We start from the raw sequence: 15,496 nt of genomic DNA on the forward strand, positions 1-15,496 counted from the left end.
TAACATAATCCAATTTATTTTTCTTGTCAATCATATTATTTCTTTATTTCCATTATCGAAAATTGTAGAAAAGATTTTGTACTTTTTCTAGCGAGCATTGAAAACACCGAAAAACGAGCATTAAAAAAAGTCATTTTTGCGTACAAAAATGACTTTCCAAACTACATGATATTGTTATTTTATATAAACTTCAACCACTAAATATGGTGTTTACTTCGTTTTAGCGAGCATGCTCACTACCTCAACGTGGACGCTATGGCTGAACTGATCCACAGGCTGAACCTCCTTCAACTCATAGCCACCCTCTCTCAATACCACCAGGTCTCTCGCCCATGTGGCGGGGTTACAGGAAACATATACGATTTTTTCAGGACTGATCTGCAGGATGGTTTCCAAGAGCTTCGCGTCGCAGCCCTTTCTGGGAGGGTCCACCACCACGATATCCGCCGTAATGCCTTCTTCTTCATACAGTCTGGGGATGACCTCCTCCGCCGCGCCCACGGCAAAGGTCGCATTGGTGATGCCATTTCTTGCAGCGTTTTTCTTCGCATCGGCAATGGCTTCAGGAACGATCTCTACGCCGAATACCTGCTTCGCCTTTCTGGCAAAGAACAGCGAAATGGTGCCGATACCGCAATACAGGTCAAGGACAGTCTCATCGCCTTTCAGGTCTGCCAATTCCACCGCCTTACCATAGAGCACCTCCGTCTGGATGGGGTTCACCTGATAGAAAGACAGAGGGGAAATTTCAAATTCGATGCCATCGATAAAATCGGTGATGGTATCCTTGCCCCAGAGGGTGATGATCTTCTGACCCAAAATCACGTTTGTTTTTTCCTTATTCACATTCAGCACGATGGAAACAACGCCCTCCACCGCTTTCAAGCGTTCCACCAGAATATCGCTGTTGGGCAGTTTTTTCCCGTTGATGACAATGCAGACCATGATCTCGCCGCTGTTTCTGCCAATACGGGTCAGGATATGGCGCACCAACCCCTTATGTTTTTCCTCATCATACAGAGGGATGTTATATTCATTCAGGAATGTACGAACAATGCCGATGATCTCATCATTACATTCATTCTGCAGGAAGCACTTCTCCGTATCCACGATACGGTGGCTGCGTTTCGCATAGAAGCCGATGGCACAGCCTTCTTTACCCTGCCCCACGGGGAACTGGGCTTTATTGCGGTAACGCCAAGGGTCTTCCATACCAAGCGCAGGTTTCACTTCCACATCCTTGATACCGCCAATGCGTTCCATCACATCTTTGACTTCTCTGGTCTTATAAGCAAGCTCTGCTTCATAGGACAGATGCTGCAGCTGGCAGCCGCCGCACTGCTTCGCCACGGGGCACATGGGTTCTCTGCGTTCAGAGGAAATCTCAAGAATCTCCATCAGCTTGCCATAGCCGTAGTTCTTTTTTACTTTTACGATCAGAACCCTGATTTTTTCACCGGGCAACGCGCCTTCCACAAAAACCGTATATCCATCGATACGACCAATGCCTTCGCCGTTGCTGCCCAGCGCTTCTATCTGCATTTCATAAATTTTATTCTTTTCTACAGGAATCATTGTTCCTCGTCTCCTTTTACTATCTCTGTCTCAGAAAACTGACAAACTGTACCATTGCAAACACAGGGACGACAATGGGCAAAACTGGGCTTTGCTTTTCCGACACCATAGTGCAGCATATCTCGCATCTCCTTCATGGTCCCCAGCACTTCATTCCGCACCTTGGCTGTGTTTTTCACTTCGAACATATAGTCCTGATAAACGATGCGCCCAAAAGCAGGCTTTTTGCCGTAAACATCCTCTAAAATCAGGAAATAGGCCCCCAGTTGCAGCAAGTCACCATGATGGGGCAGCTCCTCTTCATCAATGCTGCCACTTTTCAGCTCCACAGGAACGATCTTCTTACTGAGTCTGCTTTGGAACACATAGTCCGGCTTGCCCTGCAATTCATACTTTGCAGAATAAAGCAGCTTGCCAAAGTCCTCTTCTCCTCTTCTTCCCTGCTTCTGGTCTGCATAGATAAGGGCGTAGCCCGCCACATCATCCCTCGCTGTCATTTTACGAATGGCAGGTTTTGCATACTTCACCAGCAGAAGGACTGCTAACAGCAAAACCATTCCAAGAATCAGCCAGTCCGTCATTCCAAGGCTGCTCAAAAAACTTTTAAACCATTCCGCCATGATTCATCCACAAATACCCCGCCACGGCTGCCGCTGCAAACAGCAGCACCGCCACTTTCCAAAGCATTCTTCTGATCTTTAACAAAAGATAACTTCTGCGGTGATATTTTTCTCCTTTCCGAAAGTCACTGGCCAGACTATCCTCCAGATTGAGCCGTTCATTTCGTTCTACGTACAGCCTTCTCAGTTCCTTTCGTCCGTATAAACGTTCATAATACCACTGATAGGGACAATAATCATATTTACTTATTTCATGGGCAGAAAGTGTTTTTCTCTCCATTTCAATTCCTCTTATTTATAATCGGAGCGGCGGATATTTCTTGCCAGCATGCGGTGATAACCCGCCCAGCTGCCCTGCGTATTATCCGCTGCAATCGTTTCTTCAAACATTTTTGTTTTTGCATCCATGTTATCTGCGCAATGCAGGATGAATGCTTCAATGGTTTCAGGCACCTTGGGGGAACCATATTCCAGTTCCCCATGGTGAGAAAGGATACAGTGCATCATCAGTGTTGTCAGCTGTTTAGGGAAGCCTTCGATTTTTGCCGCTGTATCGCGAATCAATTCCGCGCCCATGAAGATATGGCCCAAAAGCTGACCTTCGTCTGTATAGTCATTTTCAGGAAAATCGGACAGTTCCATGATTTTGCCCACATCGTGCAGCATGGCGCAGGCAACCAGAATATCTCTATCCACATATTCATATCTGGGTGCCATAAAGTCACAAATCTGTGTGACGGATAATGTATGTTCCACCAAGCCGCCACGGAAGCTATGATGCATGGTCTTTGCTGCGGAATGATACTTGAAATCCTTGCTGATCACGGGATGCTTCAGGAAAATTTCTTCCAACAGCTTTTTGATATAGGGGCTCTGGATGGTCTTGATGTACGCGATCAGCTGATTATACATTTCATCGATATTTTTATCTGTACTGGGGATAAAATCTGCGGGATCATATTCCCCTTCGCGGCTGCGGCGGATGCGTTTCACGTTCAGCTGCAATTCGTTATTGAATGTGGTCACGAAAGCATCGATCTTGATAAAATCGTTTTCCTGGAAGCTCTGGATATCCTTATTCATATCCCATACCTTCGCATCCACAATACCTGTTTTATCCTGTAATTTTAAAGAAAGATATGTTTTCCCATTTCGGGATTTCATACTGGTTCTGGATTTGCAGAGGTAATGCTCGATGACATTTTCGCCCTCTCTCAATTCATTGATATATTTCATGCCAGTCCTCCGTTTCTATCCTTGCGGCATTGATTTTTTCTTTAAGCCATACTACGGCTAATTTTACAGTATAGTTCATTATACACGATTTCTATCCGATATACCAGTGGAACGCTTTCCTTTCTGCAAAAAATCCACGGGAACAAATCCGATTTTTTTCCGTCTAAAGAAACATTAAGAAAATCTTATGTTTCCCCGCCTTGGTTTTTTTGTCCGGGTATGGTATCATAAAATGGATGAAATGTATATAAAAGGAGGAATCTCTATGAACAAGAAACTTCTCTGCGGCGTTCTTTCCACCGCTGTTCTCTTCGGCGCATGCCCCGCAACAGCTTTGGCAGAGGACCCCCTCAATGAATTAAGAGACAGCCTGGATTTCCGTAATGCAGAAGATGATCTGCAGGGCGACGGCTGGTATTGGGATGCCAACGACCTGACACTGACGCTGGAAGATTTCCGCTATTATGTGCCCCAGGACAGACTGGAGGAAAAAGCTGCCATCTATCTGCCCGATGAAAGCTATGTTGAGATCGAAGGCAACAACAACGTACTGGAGACCCGTTCCTATCACTGCAACGCCTTCTACTGCGATGGTGAAGTGAATTTCTACGGTGACGGCGAACTGGAGATCAATACAAAAAGCAGTGGCGCCAGCGCATTTTATGTATATGAAGGCCCTATCCTTTTCGATGATGAAGTTGTCATCAATGTAGAATCCGAACGAGGTTACATCATCTACCTGAAATATGCAAAAGGCGACAAGGCCCTCATCAGTATCCAGGATGAAGCCAAAATCAGCTTCAATAAAGAAGACCACGATAACCACAATATTACCCTTGTGAAAAAATCCGGTGCGAAAACATATTCCAGCTGGCTGGATTATGCCGAAGAAAAGGATGAATGGGATGATGAATACATCAACCTGGTAGCAAGACCCGCCGTTGTAGAAAAGGAAGAAGAAGCAACGCAGGAACCCATCGAAACCACACCCGTAAATGAATATCAGATCACCATCGGCAAAACTGATATCGTGAAAAACGGCGAAGTTTCTTATACTGCAGACGTTTCCCCTTATCTGAAGAACGGCTACACTATGCTGCCCTTGCGTGCCCTTCTGGAAGTTTCCAATCCCGAACAGCAGGTAAACTGGAATAACGGCACAAAGAGCGCCCACACCTTCGTAAACAACAAGCTGGTAAGCATCAAGCCTGGTGAAGCAACATATACAAAAGCACTGGAAAACATTGCACTTTGCACACCTGCGGAAACTGTAAACGGCAGACTCTTCGTTTCCCTGAGAGACTGGATGAGCATCATGGAAATCGATGGTTCTCAGCTAAGCTGGAATCCTGAAACAAAAACAGTAACATTAAAGTATTGATAAATTTTAAGCCCTTCTTCCCGAAGGGCTTTTTTATGTTATAATGGAAAAAAATCTTTGAAAGGATGATCTCCATGAAAGAAGCAGCTTTCACTTTATATGATAGAAACACATGGCCTCGCAGCAGCCATTTCGATTATTACACCAAGGGGTTCGTCAAATCCGTCAACAGCATGACGGTGCGTCTGGATATGACCCATTTCCTGACGGAAACAAAGAAACTCGCATTGAAATTCTTCCCCGCCTTCGCCGCCCTGACGGGACAGGTCATTGCCAGCATGCCCGAACTATGTACCAACATGGACAAAGACGGGAATCCAGGCTACTTTTCCTATCTGAACCCCAACTTTACCATCTTCCATGAAGACGACAAGACCTTTTCCGATGTTTGGAGCCCCTATGACGAAGATTTCGATACCTTCTACAATAATCTGCTGACAGACGCAGAAACATACAAAGACAAAAAAGGCATTAAAGTAAAAGAAGGACAACCCATGAATTTCTTCTGCATCTCCTGCGTGCCATGGCTGGATTATGCGGCCTATTGTCCCGTCAATTACGGCGGTTCCCCCAATCTCTTCCCCATCATCACCTTCGGGAAATATACAGAGGAAAACGGGAAATTTACAATGCCTTTCACCCTGACCATCAGCCATGCCTGCATGGACGGCTATCATCTGTCCAGGTTTTTCAATGACCTGCAGGCTACTCTGGACAAATTTTAAGGAGGCGTTTTTATGAAAATCGCAGTCAGCGCGTGCCTGTTAGGGCACGACTGCAAATACAACGGCGGCAACAACCACAGCCAGAAGGTTCTGGACTATATCGAAGGACATGAGGTCATCCCCGTTTGTCCGGAAGTGACAGGCGGCCTGCCTGTACCCCGCGTGCCTGTGGAATTGCGGGATGGCAAAGCCATCAACGCCGATGGAGAAGACGTAACGGAATTTTTCCGCCGCGGCGTGGAAAAAACCATGAAACGATTGGCGGGACAGGATATCGACCTTGCCATCCTGCAGCCCAGAAGTCCTTCCTGTGGGTGCAAGAAGATTTACGACGGCACATTCACCAAAACCCTCATCGATGGCAAGGGTATGTTTGCTCAGGCTCTGGCAGAGGCAGGTATTCCCTTAATAGATGAAACCGACGTTCCTGAAAAATAAGAAAAAGCCTTGGAAAAATCCAGGGCTTTCTTTTTATTCTTCTTTATTTTTCGTTCTGCCAACGAATTCATATGCAAGGATCGTAAAGACAGGAACAACCAAGAGATATACGACAATATTGAATGGGGTGAAATTATAGGTATTGGAGACTTCACCAAATTCAAGGAAATATCGGCAAACCATGCCGATGACTGTGAATAAAACCATTCTCGGATACAAACTCGGCCCTCTGTCCTCCCCATAAACACCATACAGCCCTGCCGCAATAATACCATAAGCACTAACAGTCGAAATAATATTTGTCCATTTTAGAGGAAAGTGTTCGTTCCAGAGAGGGAAACTAAAACAGGCAAAAAAGACAACAAATCCCCAGACGATGCCTTTCATAATTCCCTTTTTCTCATGCTTCTTTGCCCAGCCTGCCAAAAAGCCTGCCGCTCCGCCCAGCAAAGCAATCACCAGAATAAAAAACCAGAATCCATTCCAACGCATAGGATCACCTCCTCCTCTTTTTTCCATTGTATCCAACTTATCCACTGCTTTCAACAAAATATAAAAAGCGAAAGAAAATCTTAAGATATGCGCCACCCGAAGGATTCCAAACAAAAAAGCGTCCATACGGACGCTTTTATTCTAATTAAATTACCTTCGCAAGGAACTGCTGCAGACGGTCGCTCTTAGGGTGATCGAAGATCTCGTTGGGAGAGCCTTCTTCCACCTGTTTCCCGTCCGCCATAAACATCACACGAGTGCCAACTTCCTTGGCAAAGCCCATTTCATGGGTAACGACTACCATTGTCATGTTGTCATGAGCCAACTGTTTCATTACTTCCAGAACTTCCCCTACCATTTCAGGGTCGAGGGCAGAAGTAGGTTCGTCGAACAGCATCACTTCTGGTTCCATACACAGGGCACGCACAATGGCGATACGCTGTTTCTGGCCGCCGGAAAGCTGAGAAGGGTACGCATTCGCTCTGTCTTCCAGACCAACACGTCTCAGCAGCTGCATTGCCTTTTCCGTCGCTTCCGCTTCGCTCTTTTTCAGCAGCTTCATGGGGGCAATGGTCATATTTTTCAGTATTGTCATATGGGGGAAGAGATTGAAATGCTGGAACACCATACCCATTTTCTGACGATGGATATTGATGTCCGTTTTATCATCAGTGATATCTGTGTCTTCGAAGAAGATACTGCCGCCAGTGGGCACTTCCAGCAGATTCAGGCAGCGCAGGAACGTAGACTTACCGGAACCGGAGGGGCCGATAACAACGACTACTTCGCCTTTTTTGATCTCTGTATTGATACCGTCCAGAGCTTTGATCTCGCCGCCATTATAATATTTCTGCAAACCTTCTACTTTGATCAATGTTTCATTAGCGTTCACTGTTTCTCAACCTCCTTTCAAGGATACTTACCAGATATGTGAAGAACATTACCATCGCCAAATAGATGATGGCAACGCCGATCAGAGGCATGAATGCATCGTAGGTACGGCTTCGGATGATGTCGCCGCCCTTTGTCAGGTCGTGGAGGGCAACGTAACCGGATACGGATGTTTCCTTCAGCAGTACGATGAATTCATTTGCCAGGGTAGGCAATACATTTTTGAATGCCTGAGGAATGATGATATATTGCATGGTCTGCACATAATTGAAGCCCAGGCTGCGGCCTGCTTCGAACTGGCCATTATCAATGGACATGATGCCGCTTCGGAAAATTTCGGCAACGTACGCACCGGAGTTCATACCGAAAGCCAGTGTTGCAACCAAGATCTTATTTGTGGAAGATACCATGACAACGTAGTACATAATCATCAGCTGTACAACAACGGGCGTACCGCGGATAACGGTCAGGTATACTCTGCAAATGGCATTCAGGATGCTCAGGATGATCTTGCTGAACCCCTTCATGTCTTTACCGTTTTTATCGTATGTGGAACGGATGATGGCGATGACAACACCGATGATAACACCAACGACCAATGCAAAGAATGTTACCTTCAGTGTAGCACCAAGGCCTTCCCAAAGGTATTTCCATCGATCCTGTTCAATGAAGTTGAATATGAATTTCTCTTTCAAACTCATTCAGGAAACTCCCCCTTCTATTTTTTCTCATAACCGCAAATCAGGGGTGACTTTCGTCACCCCCGAATGATTACTTTGTCAAAATTATGGCCTTTAAATTATTCAGCGCTGATGTATTTGTCGATGATAGCCTGAACTGTGCCGTCAGCGATCAGTTCCTGCAGAGCGCCGTTTACCTGTGCTGTCAGTTCGCTGTCTTTTGCGAAGCAGATAGCGTAATCTTCTTCAGCGTATGCTGTTTCCAGAATTTTCAGGCCTTCGTTAGCTGCTACGAATTCTTTTGCGGGTTCGTTATCGATTACTACGCAGTCAACTTTATCCTGTGTCAGAGCCAGAACTGCGTCAGCGCCTTTGTTGAAGCGTTCTACTTTAGCCAGGCCAGCATCTTCCAGATCCCATGTTGTGTACAGGTCACCTGTTGTACCTGTCTGAACACCGATCATGTGAGAAGCGCCTTCCGCGAACAGATCATCAACGGATGTAATAGCGGAATCTTCTTTTACGATAACAACCTGAACGCCTTTTGCGTAGGAATCAGAGAAGTCTACGGACTGCATACGTTCTTCTGTTACTGTCATACCAGCCATACCCATGCTTACTTTGCCGCTTGTTACAGCAGGGATGATTGCGTCGAATTCCATATCTTCGATTGCGAAATCCATACCCAGTTTGTCTGCGATTGCTTTTGCGATTTCAGCGTCGATACCAACGATTTCTTCGCCTTCGTAGTATTCGTAAGGAGGGAATGCTGCGTTAGTCGCCATTACCAGTGTGTTTTCTGTGCCAGCTGCTTCTTCTGCAGGTGCTTCTTCAGAGCCGCCGCAGCCAACCAGAGATGTCATCATTGCGAATACCATTGTTGTAGCCAAAAGGCCTTTCATAAATTTTTTCATTATAATCTTCCTCCCAAATTTTAATACACTATATACGTGCGTTATTATCATATGCATTATACTCGCAAAATGCATAAAATACAATAACCAAAATGAACTATAAATCCCGTTTTTGTCAGACTTTTTTCAGGAAAAATATCTATAAAACCCAAGTTTACCATAAAAAAACGGCCCATTTTCTATGAGCCGCTTTTGTATCCGGAAAATTGCATTGCATAAAATCATGCATAAAATAATTTTATGCACAAAATCGATTCAATGTGCTTTATATATGCACATCCTTCCTGCCACCTCAGACATCGATCCCTGCTTTTAATGCACGTTTTTATTGATGAATTCCGGCTGTACCTTGGAATACATGATCTTCTGTTCCGAATAGAGACCATAATAACCGGACAGCATGTAGCTGATACCGCAGCAGAGGGCATAATAGCCTGTGCCCTTGAAGCCGAAAAGCTCGATGCAGAGGATGATGGATGCCAGAGGGCAGTTGGTCACGCCACAGAAAACCGCCGCCATGCCCAGGGATGCCGCAAAGGTGGCAGGCAGCCCCAGCAAAGGCCCTGCGATACAGCCAAAGGTGGCCCCGATAAAGAAGGAAGGCACGATTTCACCGCCCTTGAAGCCTGCACCCAGGGTCAATGACGTAAACAAAATTTTCAGCAGGAAGGCCTCCGCCTTGGCGTCCCCATTCAGGGCTTTGATGATAATATCCATCCCTGCGCCGTTGTAATCCCTGCAGCCTACCAGATAGGTCAGTGCGATAATGATGCAGCCGCCGACAAAAACACGAACCATGGGATTTTTGATACGTTCCCGATAGGCATGCCCTGTATGCTCCATAACAACACAGAAGAGGATACTCAACAGGGCGCAGAGGATGCCCAGCAGCCCTACGCTCCAGCCGGTTTCCATGGCGATCTTCGTAGGAATATCCGCCACAGTGAAGGCAGTTGGCGCAATGCCCATTGCCTGAGACATACTGGATGCCACCAGCGCCGCAACTGTACAGGGCACGATGGCAGAATAATGCATGACACCAACGGTGATGACTTCCATAGCAAAGACCACAGAGGTCAGAGGTGTACCAAACAAAGCAGAAAAGCCCGCCGCCATACCACACATGGTCATGATGCGCTCCTCTTTTTCATCCAGCTCCATGGTGCGCCCGAAGCTGGAAGCAATGCTGCCGCCCAGCTGCAGCGCCGCCCCTTCCCTGCCGGCAGAACCGCCCAAGAGATGGGTCACAACGGTGCTGAAAAAAATCAGCGGTGCCGTCTTGATGGTAACTGCTTCATTGGAACGGACAGCAACAAGGATAAAATTCGTTCCTCTATCCTTTTCCATGCCCGCCAGGCGATAGGCCAGCACGATGGCAAGGCCACCCAAAGGCAGCAGCCAGATCAGCATAGGATGTTCCGTGCGGAATTCCGTTGCCCATTCCAGCATCAGATGGAAAGCAACACCCACCAGACCAACCACGAAGCCAATGCAAAGCCCGGCACACATCCAGGAAGCAAAATGAAGAAGATTGTCCTCACTTCTATTAAATTTATCTTCATATTTTCTGTAAAATCTTTTTATCATAAAGGGCGCTCCCTCCCTGTGCTTACATTTTCTACAGTAGTATACACCCCGAAAAACGCATTCGCAACCATTTTTCAACATAAAAAGTGCCTGATATTTCGGATATCAGACACTTATTTTTTACAGTTTATATGGATCATGGAGCAGAGGCTTGCCATCCTTATCAATCAGCGGGGTCATGCCTCCGGCATACCCGCTGGCATGGAACAGATACTGAACGCCTGTTTCCTTATCCACCCAAATTTCTGTTACATTAGATACGCCTTGGACATAAATTTTTTCGAATCTGTCCTCTACTTTATCGCCCATATATTTTGCCATAGCTTATTCCCCCTCTTTTTCTTCCATTTCTTCTTCCTCCGGCCAAAGCGGGATGCTGACGATAGCCTTGAACAGATCGCCGTCCACCTGGATACCAAAGGTACCATCCTGAATTTCCGCCAGGCTCTGGGTGATGGAAAGGCCCAGGCCCGAGCCCTCCGTCGTTCTGGCTTCATCCCCCCGGACAAAACGCTCCGTCAGTCTTGTTTCATCAAAATCGATAGGTGCTGCTGAGATATTTTTCATCACCAGCACGCCATAGCCGTCCAACTTGAAAATATCCACATAAACGCGGGAATGGGGCATGGAATATTTGATAGCATTAGAAAGAATATTCTCCAGGATGCGCCACATATGCCCGCCATCGGCATCGATGAAAACAGGCTCGCTGCTGCTGAGCTTGACCGTCAGCCCTGCCGCTTCCATCTTATCTTCCATTTCGCCCATGGCCTGCAGCAGCAGCTGCTTATAATCCACCCGCATCTTTGTCACGGTCAGGTTGCCGCTGGAAGCCTTGCTAGCCTCGATCAAGTCTTCAATGAGCTGCTTCAGGCGGTAGGATTTTTCATGGAGGATATCCACATAACCCTCGGCTCTTTCGTTTTCCAGATCCTCTTTTTCCAGCAGATCCACATAAGAAATGATGGAGGTCAGAGGTGTTTTCAGGTCATGGGAAACGTTGGTGATCAGTTCTGCCTTCATCCTCTCTCCTTTGACCGCATCATCCACGGCATTTTTGAAGCCCTCCTGAATATTCGCCACATCCTCCGCGAAATTCAGGAAGGACGGGGAGATTTTATTCAAGTCCAGGGGATAGGAGAAATTCCCCTTGGAGCTTTCCTTGGCAGAGACCATGATCTCTTTCAGGGAACGCAGGGCACGGATAAACCAATACATACACAAAACATTGAACAAGACCAGGAAGATGCCCGCCAGCATGGCAAATTCCACATAGCCATAATAGGGTGCCATAACCGCCACGCCCATGATGGCGCAGTTTCCCAGGCCATAGCAGAGCATGACGATGACCATCCAGCCGCGGAAAGTCTTGCCTGTGAAAAGCTCACTCATCCTGCGGATGGATGCGGAGATCCATGTATTGCGGAAAAAACTCTTATCCTTGATCTGTCTGGATACGGAAAGGAGATAACTAAGCCCGACGCCAACAGCCGCCAAATAGAGCGCACCTAACATCGTTGCGAAAACATAGCTCCAGAAAGCAACTGTCCCCTGCATGACGGTCTCCATCAGAGCCGACGCCGCAAGAAAGGCTGCCACGAAAAACAGAAACACCAGCAGAAAATGGACTTCATTATAAATGCGGTCTGCCATAGTCAGCTGCACTTTGCCATAGCGTTCCTTCTGCCCCGTTACCCGCATCAAGTGGACAAGGCAGACCAGAAGCCCCAGCAAAGAAACAGCAAAGACGCCGAATAAAATGGGAAGGCTCTGCTTCGCATAGCTGAAATCCTGCCACATATCATAAAAGGCATCCCCCGGCAGCAGAGGGTCACGGATAGCACCAAAAAACTTATAATTGCTCTGCTCCAAAATAGGATTGTCATAAGCATCAAAATAGTAAGGATTTTTTCCCAAATAGTCGCTGCTGAAGCCCGCAGAAAGCACCAGGGTACGTTCTGCTTCGCCGATCTCACTTTTGGAAGCATTACCGCCCATGATATTCCCATTTTCGTCCTCTACATAATAAAGGAAGTTTTTCATTCCCTCCAGATAACGAACACAATTTTTATATTCATCCAGCTGTCGCTGAAGGTACATCTGATAATAGGAAGGCAACCGACTTTCCACCAGCCCCTCATATTCCGCCAGATTTTCCTGCAGGCTGTCGGGGATGCTGCCATAAATATTCAGTCCATCATAGGTATCATTGATCTCCGTATTGCCAGTGATGACTCCATCCACAATGCCGTAATACCGCTTGAAGCCGCTGATGAGTTTGTCCCTGTCCACGACTTCCCCGGCTGCAATACGTTCTTCGCTGCGATAATAGATATCCGCCTGGACAGCCTGATCCAAAGTCTCACCGAAAAATTCATGGAACTCCTGGGTATCATAGACCGTATCAGCATTGATGACATCTCTGCTCCAGTCCTTGAAGATATTCGTAGCCACCACGCCGCAGAAAAAAATGGAAATGGCACAGACGAAGAAAAGAAGTGTCCCGATGACCTTCCATTTCATTTGAAATGCTTTAGATTTTTTCGATTTTATAGCCAATCCCCCACACCACCTTCAGATATCTTGGTTCCTTTGGATTGATCTCGATCTTTTCACGGATACGTCGAATATGTACGGAAACAGTATTTTCCGGAGCAAAGGAGGTCTCGTTCCATACCTTTTCATAAATTTCATCGATAGAAAAGACCTTGCCCGCATTTTCCATCAAAAGCTGCAGAATGCCGTATTCCGTGGCGGTCATTTTGACAGGCTCGCCCTCTACCCTCACCTGCTTGGCGTCTTTATCCAGCTCAATGCCGCCGATACGGATGATATTATTTTTTTCTGCGATGCTGCCCAGAGCCGTATAACGGCGCATGTGGCTTTTCACACGAGCCATCAGCTCCAGCGGATTGAAGGGCTTGGTGATATAATCATCGGCGCCGAAATTCAGCCCCAGGATCTTGTCCGTATCCTCCGATTTGGCAGAAAGGATGATGATGGGGATATTCAGATTTTCCCTGATCTTCACCGTTGCCTGCAGCCCATCCAGTTCCGGCATCATGATATCCAGCAGGATCAGATGCACCTCGTTTTCCTCCAATGCCTGCAGGGCTTCCAGACCGTTGTAGGCCTTAATAACGTTGTAGTCCTCCTGCTTCAGATAAATTTCAATGGCATCCACGATGCTCTTATCATCATCACAAACCAGTATATTGAACTGTTCCATGTTGTTTGCCCCCTTTTTTCATCACATTACTTCCTGATTATATCATATCATTGTTTGATTACAAAAAAACACTTTTTTCCTTACGATTTTCTTAAGGATTTCCGTAAAACACCTTTTTTGAATGTATTTAAAAAAATACAAAGAAATATGTTGACAAAAAAAGCATTCTGCTATATACTAGTCTTCGTTGCGGGTCATTAGCTCAGTCGGTAGAGCACTGGACTTTTAATCCAGGTGTCCCGGGTTCGAGTCCCGGATGACTCACTTTCAAGCCCAAGGTATTTTGCCTTGGGTTTCTTTTTTTCTACAAAAGAAATGTTCATCGAAAGTTGGTGTTTTTATGGCAAAAGATATGACCATTGGCTCTCCTGCCAAGCAAATTTTATATTTCTCCGTTCCCCTGCTCATCGGGAACCTGTTCCAGCAATTTTATAATATGGCAGACGCCTTCATCGTGGGGCGCACCCTGGGCAGCAACGCTCTGGCAGCCGTTGGCTGCACCGGCGGCCTCTCCTTCCTGATCCTGGGCTTTGCCACAGGGGCCACCTCCGGCATGTCCATCGTGACAGCCCAACGCTTTGGGGCCCAGGATGAAGAAGGAGTGAAGCGCAGCTTTGCCGTTTCCTGCCTCATCAGCATCATCCTCACCGTTCTGCTGACTGTGGTGGGCGTTCTGGCGACCCGCCCCCTGCTGACACTGCTGCGTACCCCTGCGGAAATTTACGAAGATGCCTATCGGTATTTTATTTTCATTGTCGGCGGCACAGTCGCCGCCATGCTGTTCAATCTGATGAGCAACGTCATGCGTGCCGTTGGGGACAGCCTCAGCCCCCTGATCTTCCTGATCATCGCCTGCGTCCTGAATATCATGCTGGACTATGCCTTCATCCTTGGCATCGGCATGGGCACAGAAGGGGCAGGCATCGCCACCGTCGTGGCACAGCTCCTTTCCGGCATCCTCTGTGTCCTTTATATCAAATGGAAGGTGCCCGTCCTGCGCATCGGTGTCCGCCATTTCAAATGCACCGCAGAGGACTGGAAGCTGCATTTCCGACTGGGGCTGCCCATGGGGTTCCAATCCTCCATCATTGCCCTGGGCACTATCGTCATTCAGTTTGCCCTGAATACCCTGGGCACCACGGAAATCGCCGCCTATACGGCTGCCCTGAAACTGGATAACCTGGGCGTTCTGCCCCTGATGAGCTTCGGCATCGCCATGGCGACTTACGTAGGCCAGAACCATGGAGCAAACAAACCCCACCGCATCCGACAGGGCATCTTTCAATGCAGTATGATCTCCATTGCCTTTGCCATTCTCATCGGCATCATCGATGTCTGCTTCGGTGACAGCCTTTCCGCCCTTTTCCTGGCGGGGAATGACATGGCCATTGCCCTTTCCCATGAATTCCTGATCATTAATGGGGTCTGCTACCCCATACTGGCGCTCTTGTTCGTCTTCCGCTATTCCCTGCAGGGGCTGGGACACAGCTTCGTGCCCACGGTGGCAGGCATTGCGGAGCTGGTGATGCGCAGCATCTGCGCCATTGCCCTTACCTCCGTTATCGGCTATACGGGTACCTGCATCGCTAACCCTCTGGCCTGGATCGGTTCCCTGACGCCCCTTTCCCTGGCGCTGATCCCCATTTTACGGAAAATGCCGAAAAAAAGCCCTTCGGAAACATGAAAAGCATAAGAAAAGCCTGAACCACTGGAGGAGTCCGATAAGGA

At 47.3% G+C, this 15,496-nt stretch carries 16 protein-coding genes and 1 tRNA gene; 5 read left to right on the forward strand and 12 right to left on the reverse strand.

Annotation, left to right across the window (positions count from 1 at the left end):
• Positions 1 to 210: 210 nt before the first annotated feature.
• From rlmD to IJ369_RS05480, 4 genes are read right to left on the reverse strand one after another with little or no spacing between them, the layout of a single operon-like run.
• Entirely contained in the window at positions 211 to 1,575 is a 1,365-nt protein-coding gene (gene rlmD / locus IJ369_RS05465; protein WP_290716944.1) for a 23S rRNA (uracil(1939)-C(5))-methyltransferase RlmD, read from the reverse strand.
• The gene (locus IJ369_RS05470; protein WP_290716947.1) at positions 1,572 to 2,156 is read right to left on the reverse strand and encodes a CRISPR-associated protein Cas4; all 585 of its coding nucleotides are present in this window, start codon (positions 2,154 to 2,156) and stop codon (positions 1,572 to 1,574) included. Before IJ369_RS05470 ends, rlmD begins: the two co-directional genes overlap by 4 nt.
• 22 nt (positions 2,157 to 2,178) lie before the next feature.
• Positions 2,179 to 2,475, reverse strand: coding sequence for a hypothetical protein (locus tag IJ369_RS05475; RefSeq protein ID WP_290716951.1), 297 nt, complete (start codon positions 2,473 to 2,475; stop codon positions 2,179 to 2,181).
• A gap of 11 nt (positions 2,476 to 2,486) precedes the next feature.
• Positions 2,487 to 3,431 carry a 3'-5' exoribonuclease YhaM family protein gene (locus IJ369_RS05480; RefSeq protein ID WP_290716953.1) on the reverse strand — a complete coding sequence of 315 codons (945 nt, stop codon included), beginning with the start codon at positions 3,429 to 3,431 and terminating at the stop codon, positions 2,487 to 2,489.
• A 265-nt stretch (positions 3,432 to 3,696) separates the two neighbouring features.
• On the opposite strand from IJ369_RS05480, the gene IJ369_RS05485 reads away from it, so the two are divergent.
• The 3 genes from IJ369_RS05485 to IJ369_RS05495 all read left to right on the forward strand — a co-directional run bounded on the left by IJ369_RS05485 (position 3,697) and on the right by IJ369_RS05495 (position 5,975).
• Complete coding sequence (locus IJ369_RS05485; protein WP_290716955.1) at positions 3,697 to 4,812, forward strand: copper amine oxidase N-terminal domain-containing protein; 1,116 nt, start codon at positions 3,697 to 3,699, stop codon at positions 4,810 to 4,812.
• A gap of 74 nt (positions 4,813 to 4,886) precedes the next feature.
• Positions 4,887 to 5,537: a CatA-like O-acetyltransferase gene (locus IJ369_RS05490; RefSeq protein ID WP_290716956.1), complete on the forward strand. Its 651-nt coding sequence runs from the start codon at positions 4,887 to 4,889 to the stop codon at positions 5,535 to 5,537.
• Between the two features lie 12 nt (positions 5,538 to 5,549).
• Positions 5,550 to 5,975, forward strand: coding sequence for a DUF523 domain-containing protein (locus IJ369_RS05495; protein ID WP_290716959.1), 426 nt, complete (start codon positions 5,550 to 5,552; stop codon positions 5,973 to 5,975).
• Positions 5,976 to 6,008: 33 nt separating this feature from the next.
• Here IJ369_RS05495 and IJ369_RS05500 read toward each other — a convergent pair whose 3' ends face one another.
• The 8 genes from IJ369_RS05500 to IJ369_RS05535 form a co-directional block, all read right to left on the reverse strand.
• On the reverse strand, positions 6,009 to 6,593 hold the full coding sequence (locus tag IJ369_RS05500) for a hypothetical protein (RefSeq protein WP_290716961.1): 585 nt from the start codon (positions 6,591 to 6,593) through the stop codon (positions 6,009 to 6,011).
• Between the two features lie 19 nt (positions 6,594 to 6,612).
• On the reverse strand, positions 6,613 to 7,359 hold the full coding sequence (locus IJ369_RS05505; RefSeq protein WP_290716963.1) for an amino acid ABC transporter ATP-binding protein: 747 nt from the start codon (positions 7,357 to 7,359) through the stop codon (positions 6,613 to 6,615).
• Positions 7,349 to 8,059 (reverse strand): amino acid ABC transporter permease, encoded by a 711-nt coding sequence (locus IJ369_RS05510; RefSeq protein ID WP_290716965.1) that lies wholly within the window; start codon positions 8,057 to 8,059, stop codon positions 7,349 to 7,351. The genes IJ369_RS05505 and IJ369_RS05510 overlap by 11 nt, the downstream gene beginning before the upstream one ends.
• 98 nt (positions 8,060 to 8,157) lie before the next feature.
• A complete protein-coding gene (locus IJ369_RS05515) occupies positions 8,158 to 8,952 on the reverse strand; it encodes a transporter substrate-binding domain-containing protein (RefSeq protein WP_290716968.1) in 795 nt (264 codons plus the stop codon).
• Between the two features lie 312 nt (positions 8,953 to 9,264).
• A complete protein-coding gene (locus IJ369_RS05520; RefSeq protein ID WP_290716971.1) occupies positions 9,265 to 10,539 on the reverse strand; it encodes a chloride channel protein in 1,275 nt (424 codons plus the stop codon).
• Positions 10,540 to 10,659: 120 nt separating this feature from the next.
• The gene (locus IJ369_RS05525) at positions 10,660 to 10,860 is read right to left on the reverse strand and encodes a DUF6440 family protein (RefSeq protein ID WP_290716973.1); all 201 of its coding nucleotides are present in this window, start codon (positions 10,858 to 10,860) and stop codon (positions 10,660 to 10,662) included.
• A 3-nt stretch (positions 10,861 to 10,863) separates the two neighbouring features.
• Complete coding sequence (locus IJ369_RS05530) at positions 10,864 to 13,098, reverse strand: sensor histidine kinase (protein ID WP_290716976.1); 2,235 nt, start codon at positions 13,096 to 13,098, stop codon at positions 10,864 to 10,866.
• Positions 13,073 to 13,768, reverse strand: a complete 696-nt coding sequence (locus IJ369_RS05535; protein WP_290716979.1) for a response regulator transcription factor — start codon at positions 13,766 to 13,768, stop codon at positions 13,073 to 13,075. Before IJ369_RS05535 ends, IJ369_RS05530 begins: the two co-directional genes overlap by 26 nt.
• A 191-nt stretch (positions 13,769 to 13,959) precedes the next feature.
• Between IJ369_RS05535 and IJ369_RS05540 the strand changes: the two genes are divergently transcribed.
• Together IJ369_RS05540 and IJ369_RS05545 are read left to right on the forward strand one after the other, a co-directional pair.
• Positions 13,960 to 14,032 (forward strand) — tRNA-Lys (locus IJ369_RS05540).
• A 76-nt stretch (positions 14,033 to 14,108) separates the two neighbouring features.
• On the forward strand, positions 14,109 to 15,452 hold the full coding sequence (locus tag IJ369_RS05545; RefSeq protein WP_290716981.1) for an MATE family efflux transporter: 1,344 nt from the start codon (positions 14,109 to 14,111) through the stop codon (positions 15,450 to 15,452).
• Positions 15,453 to 15,496 lie beyond the last annotated feature (44 nt).

The organism is Anaerotignum sp., from assembly GCF_017483025.1.
GTDB lineage: Bacteria > Bacillota > Clostridia > Lachnospirales > Anaerotignaceae > Anaerotignum_A.

Coding starts and splice junctions, on each gene's coding strand:
- rlmD (WP_290716944.1), bottom strand. CDS start 1,575: ATGATTCCTGTAGAAAAGAATAAAATTTATGAAATGCAGATAGAAGCG.
- IJ369_RS05470 (WP_290716947.1), bottom strand. CDS start 2,156: ATGACGGACTGGCTGATTCTTGGAATGGTTTTGCTGTTAGCAGTCCTT.
- IJ369_RS05475 (WP_290716951.1), bottom strand. CDS start 2,475: ATGGAGAGAAAAACACTTTCTGCCCATGAAATAAGTAAATATGATTAT.
- IJ369_RS05480 (WP_290716953.1), bottom strand. CDS start 3,431: ATGAAATATATCAATGAATTGAGAGAGGGCGAAAATGTCATCGAGCAT.
- IJ369_RS05485 (WP_290716955.1), top strand. CDS start 3,697: ATGAACAAGAAACTTCTCTGCGGCGTTCTTTCCACCGCTGTTCTCTTC.
- IJ369_RS05490 (WP_290716956.1), top strand. CDS start 4,887: ATGAAAGAAGCAGCTTTCACTTTATATGATAGAAACACATGGCCTCGC.
- IJ369_RS05495 (WP_290716959.1), top strand. CDS start 5,550: ATGAAAATCGCAGTCAGCGCGTGCCTGTTAGGGCACGACTGCAAATAC.
- IJ369_RS05500 (WP_290716961.1), bottom strand. CDS start 6,593: ATGGACGCTTTTTTGTTTGGAATCCTTCGGGTGGCGCATATCTTAAGA.
- IJ369_RS05510 (WP_290716965.1), bottom strand. CDS start 8,059: ATGAGTTTGAAAGAGAAATTCATATTCAACTTCATTGAACAGGATCGA.
- IJ369_RS05515 (WP_290716968.1), bottom strand. CDS start 8,952: ATGAAAAAATTTATGAAAGGCCTTTTGGCTACAACAATGGTATTCGCA.
- IJ369_RS05520 (WP_290716971.1), bottom strand. CDS start 10,539: ATGATAAAAAGATTTTACAGAAAATATGAAGATAAATTTAATAGAAGT.
- IJ369_RS05525 (WP_290716973.1), bottom strand. CDS start 10,860: ATGGCAAAATATATGGGCGATAAAGTAGAGGACAGATTCGAAAAAATT.
- IJ369_RS05535 (WP_290716979.1), bottom strand. CDS start 13,768: ATGGAACAGTTCAATATACTGGTTTGTGATGATGATAAGAGCATCGTG.
- IJ369_RS05545 (WP_290716981.1), top strand. CDS start 14,109: ATGGCAAAAGATATGACCATTGGCTCTCCTGCCAAGCAAATTTTATAT.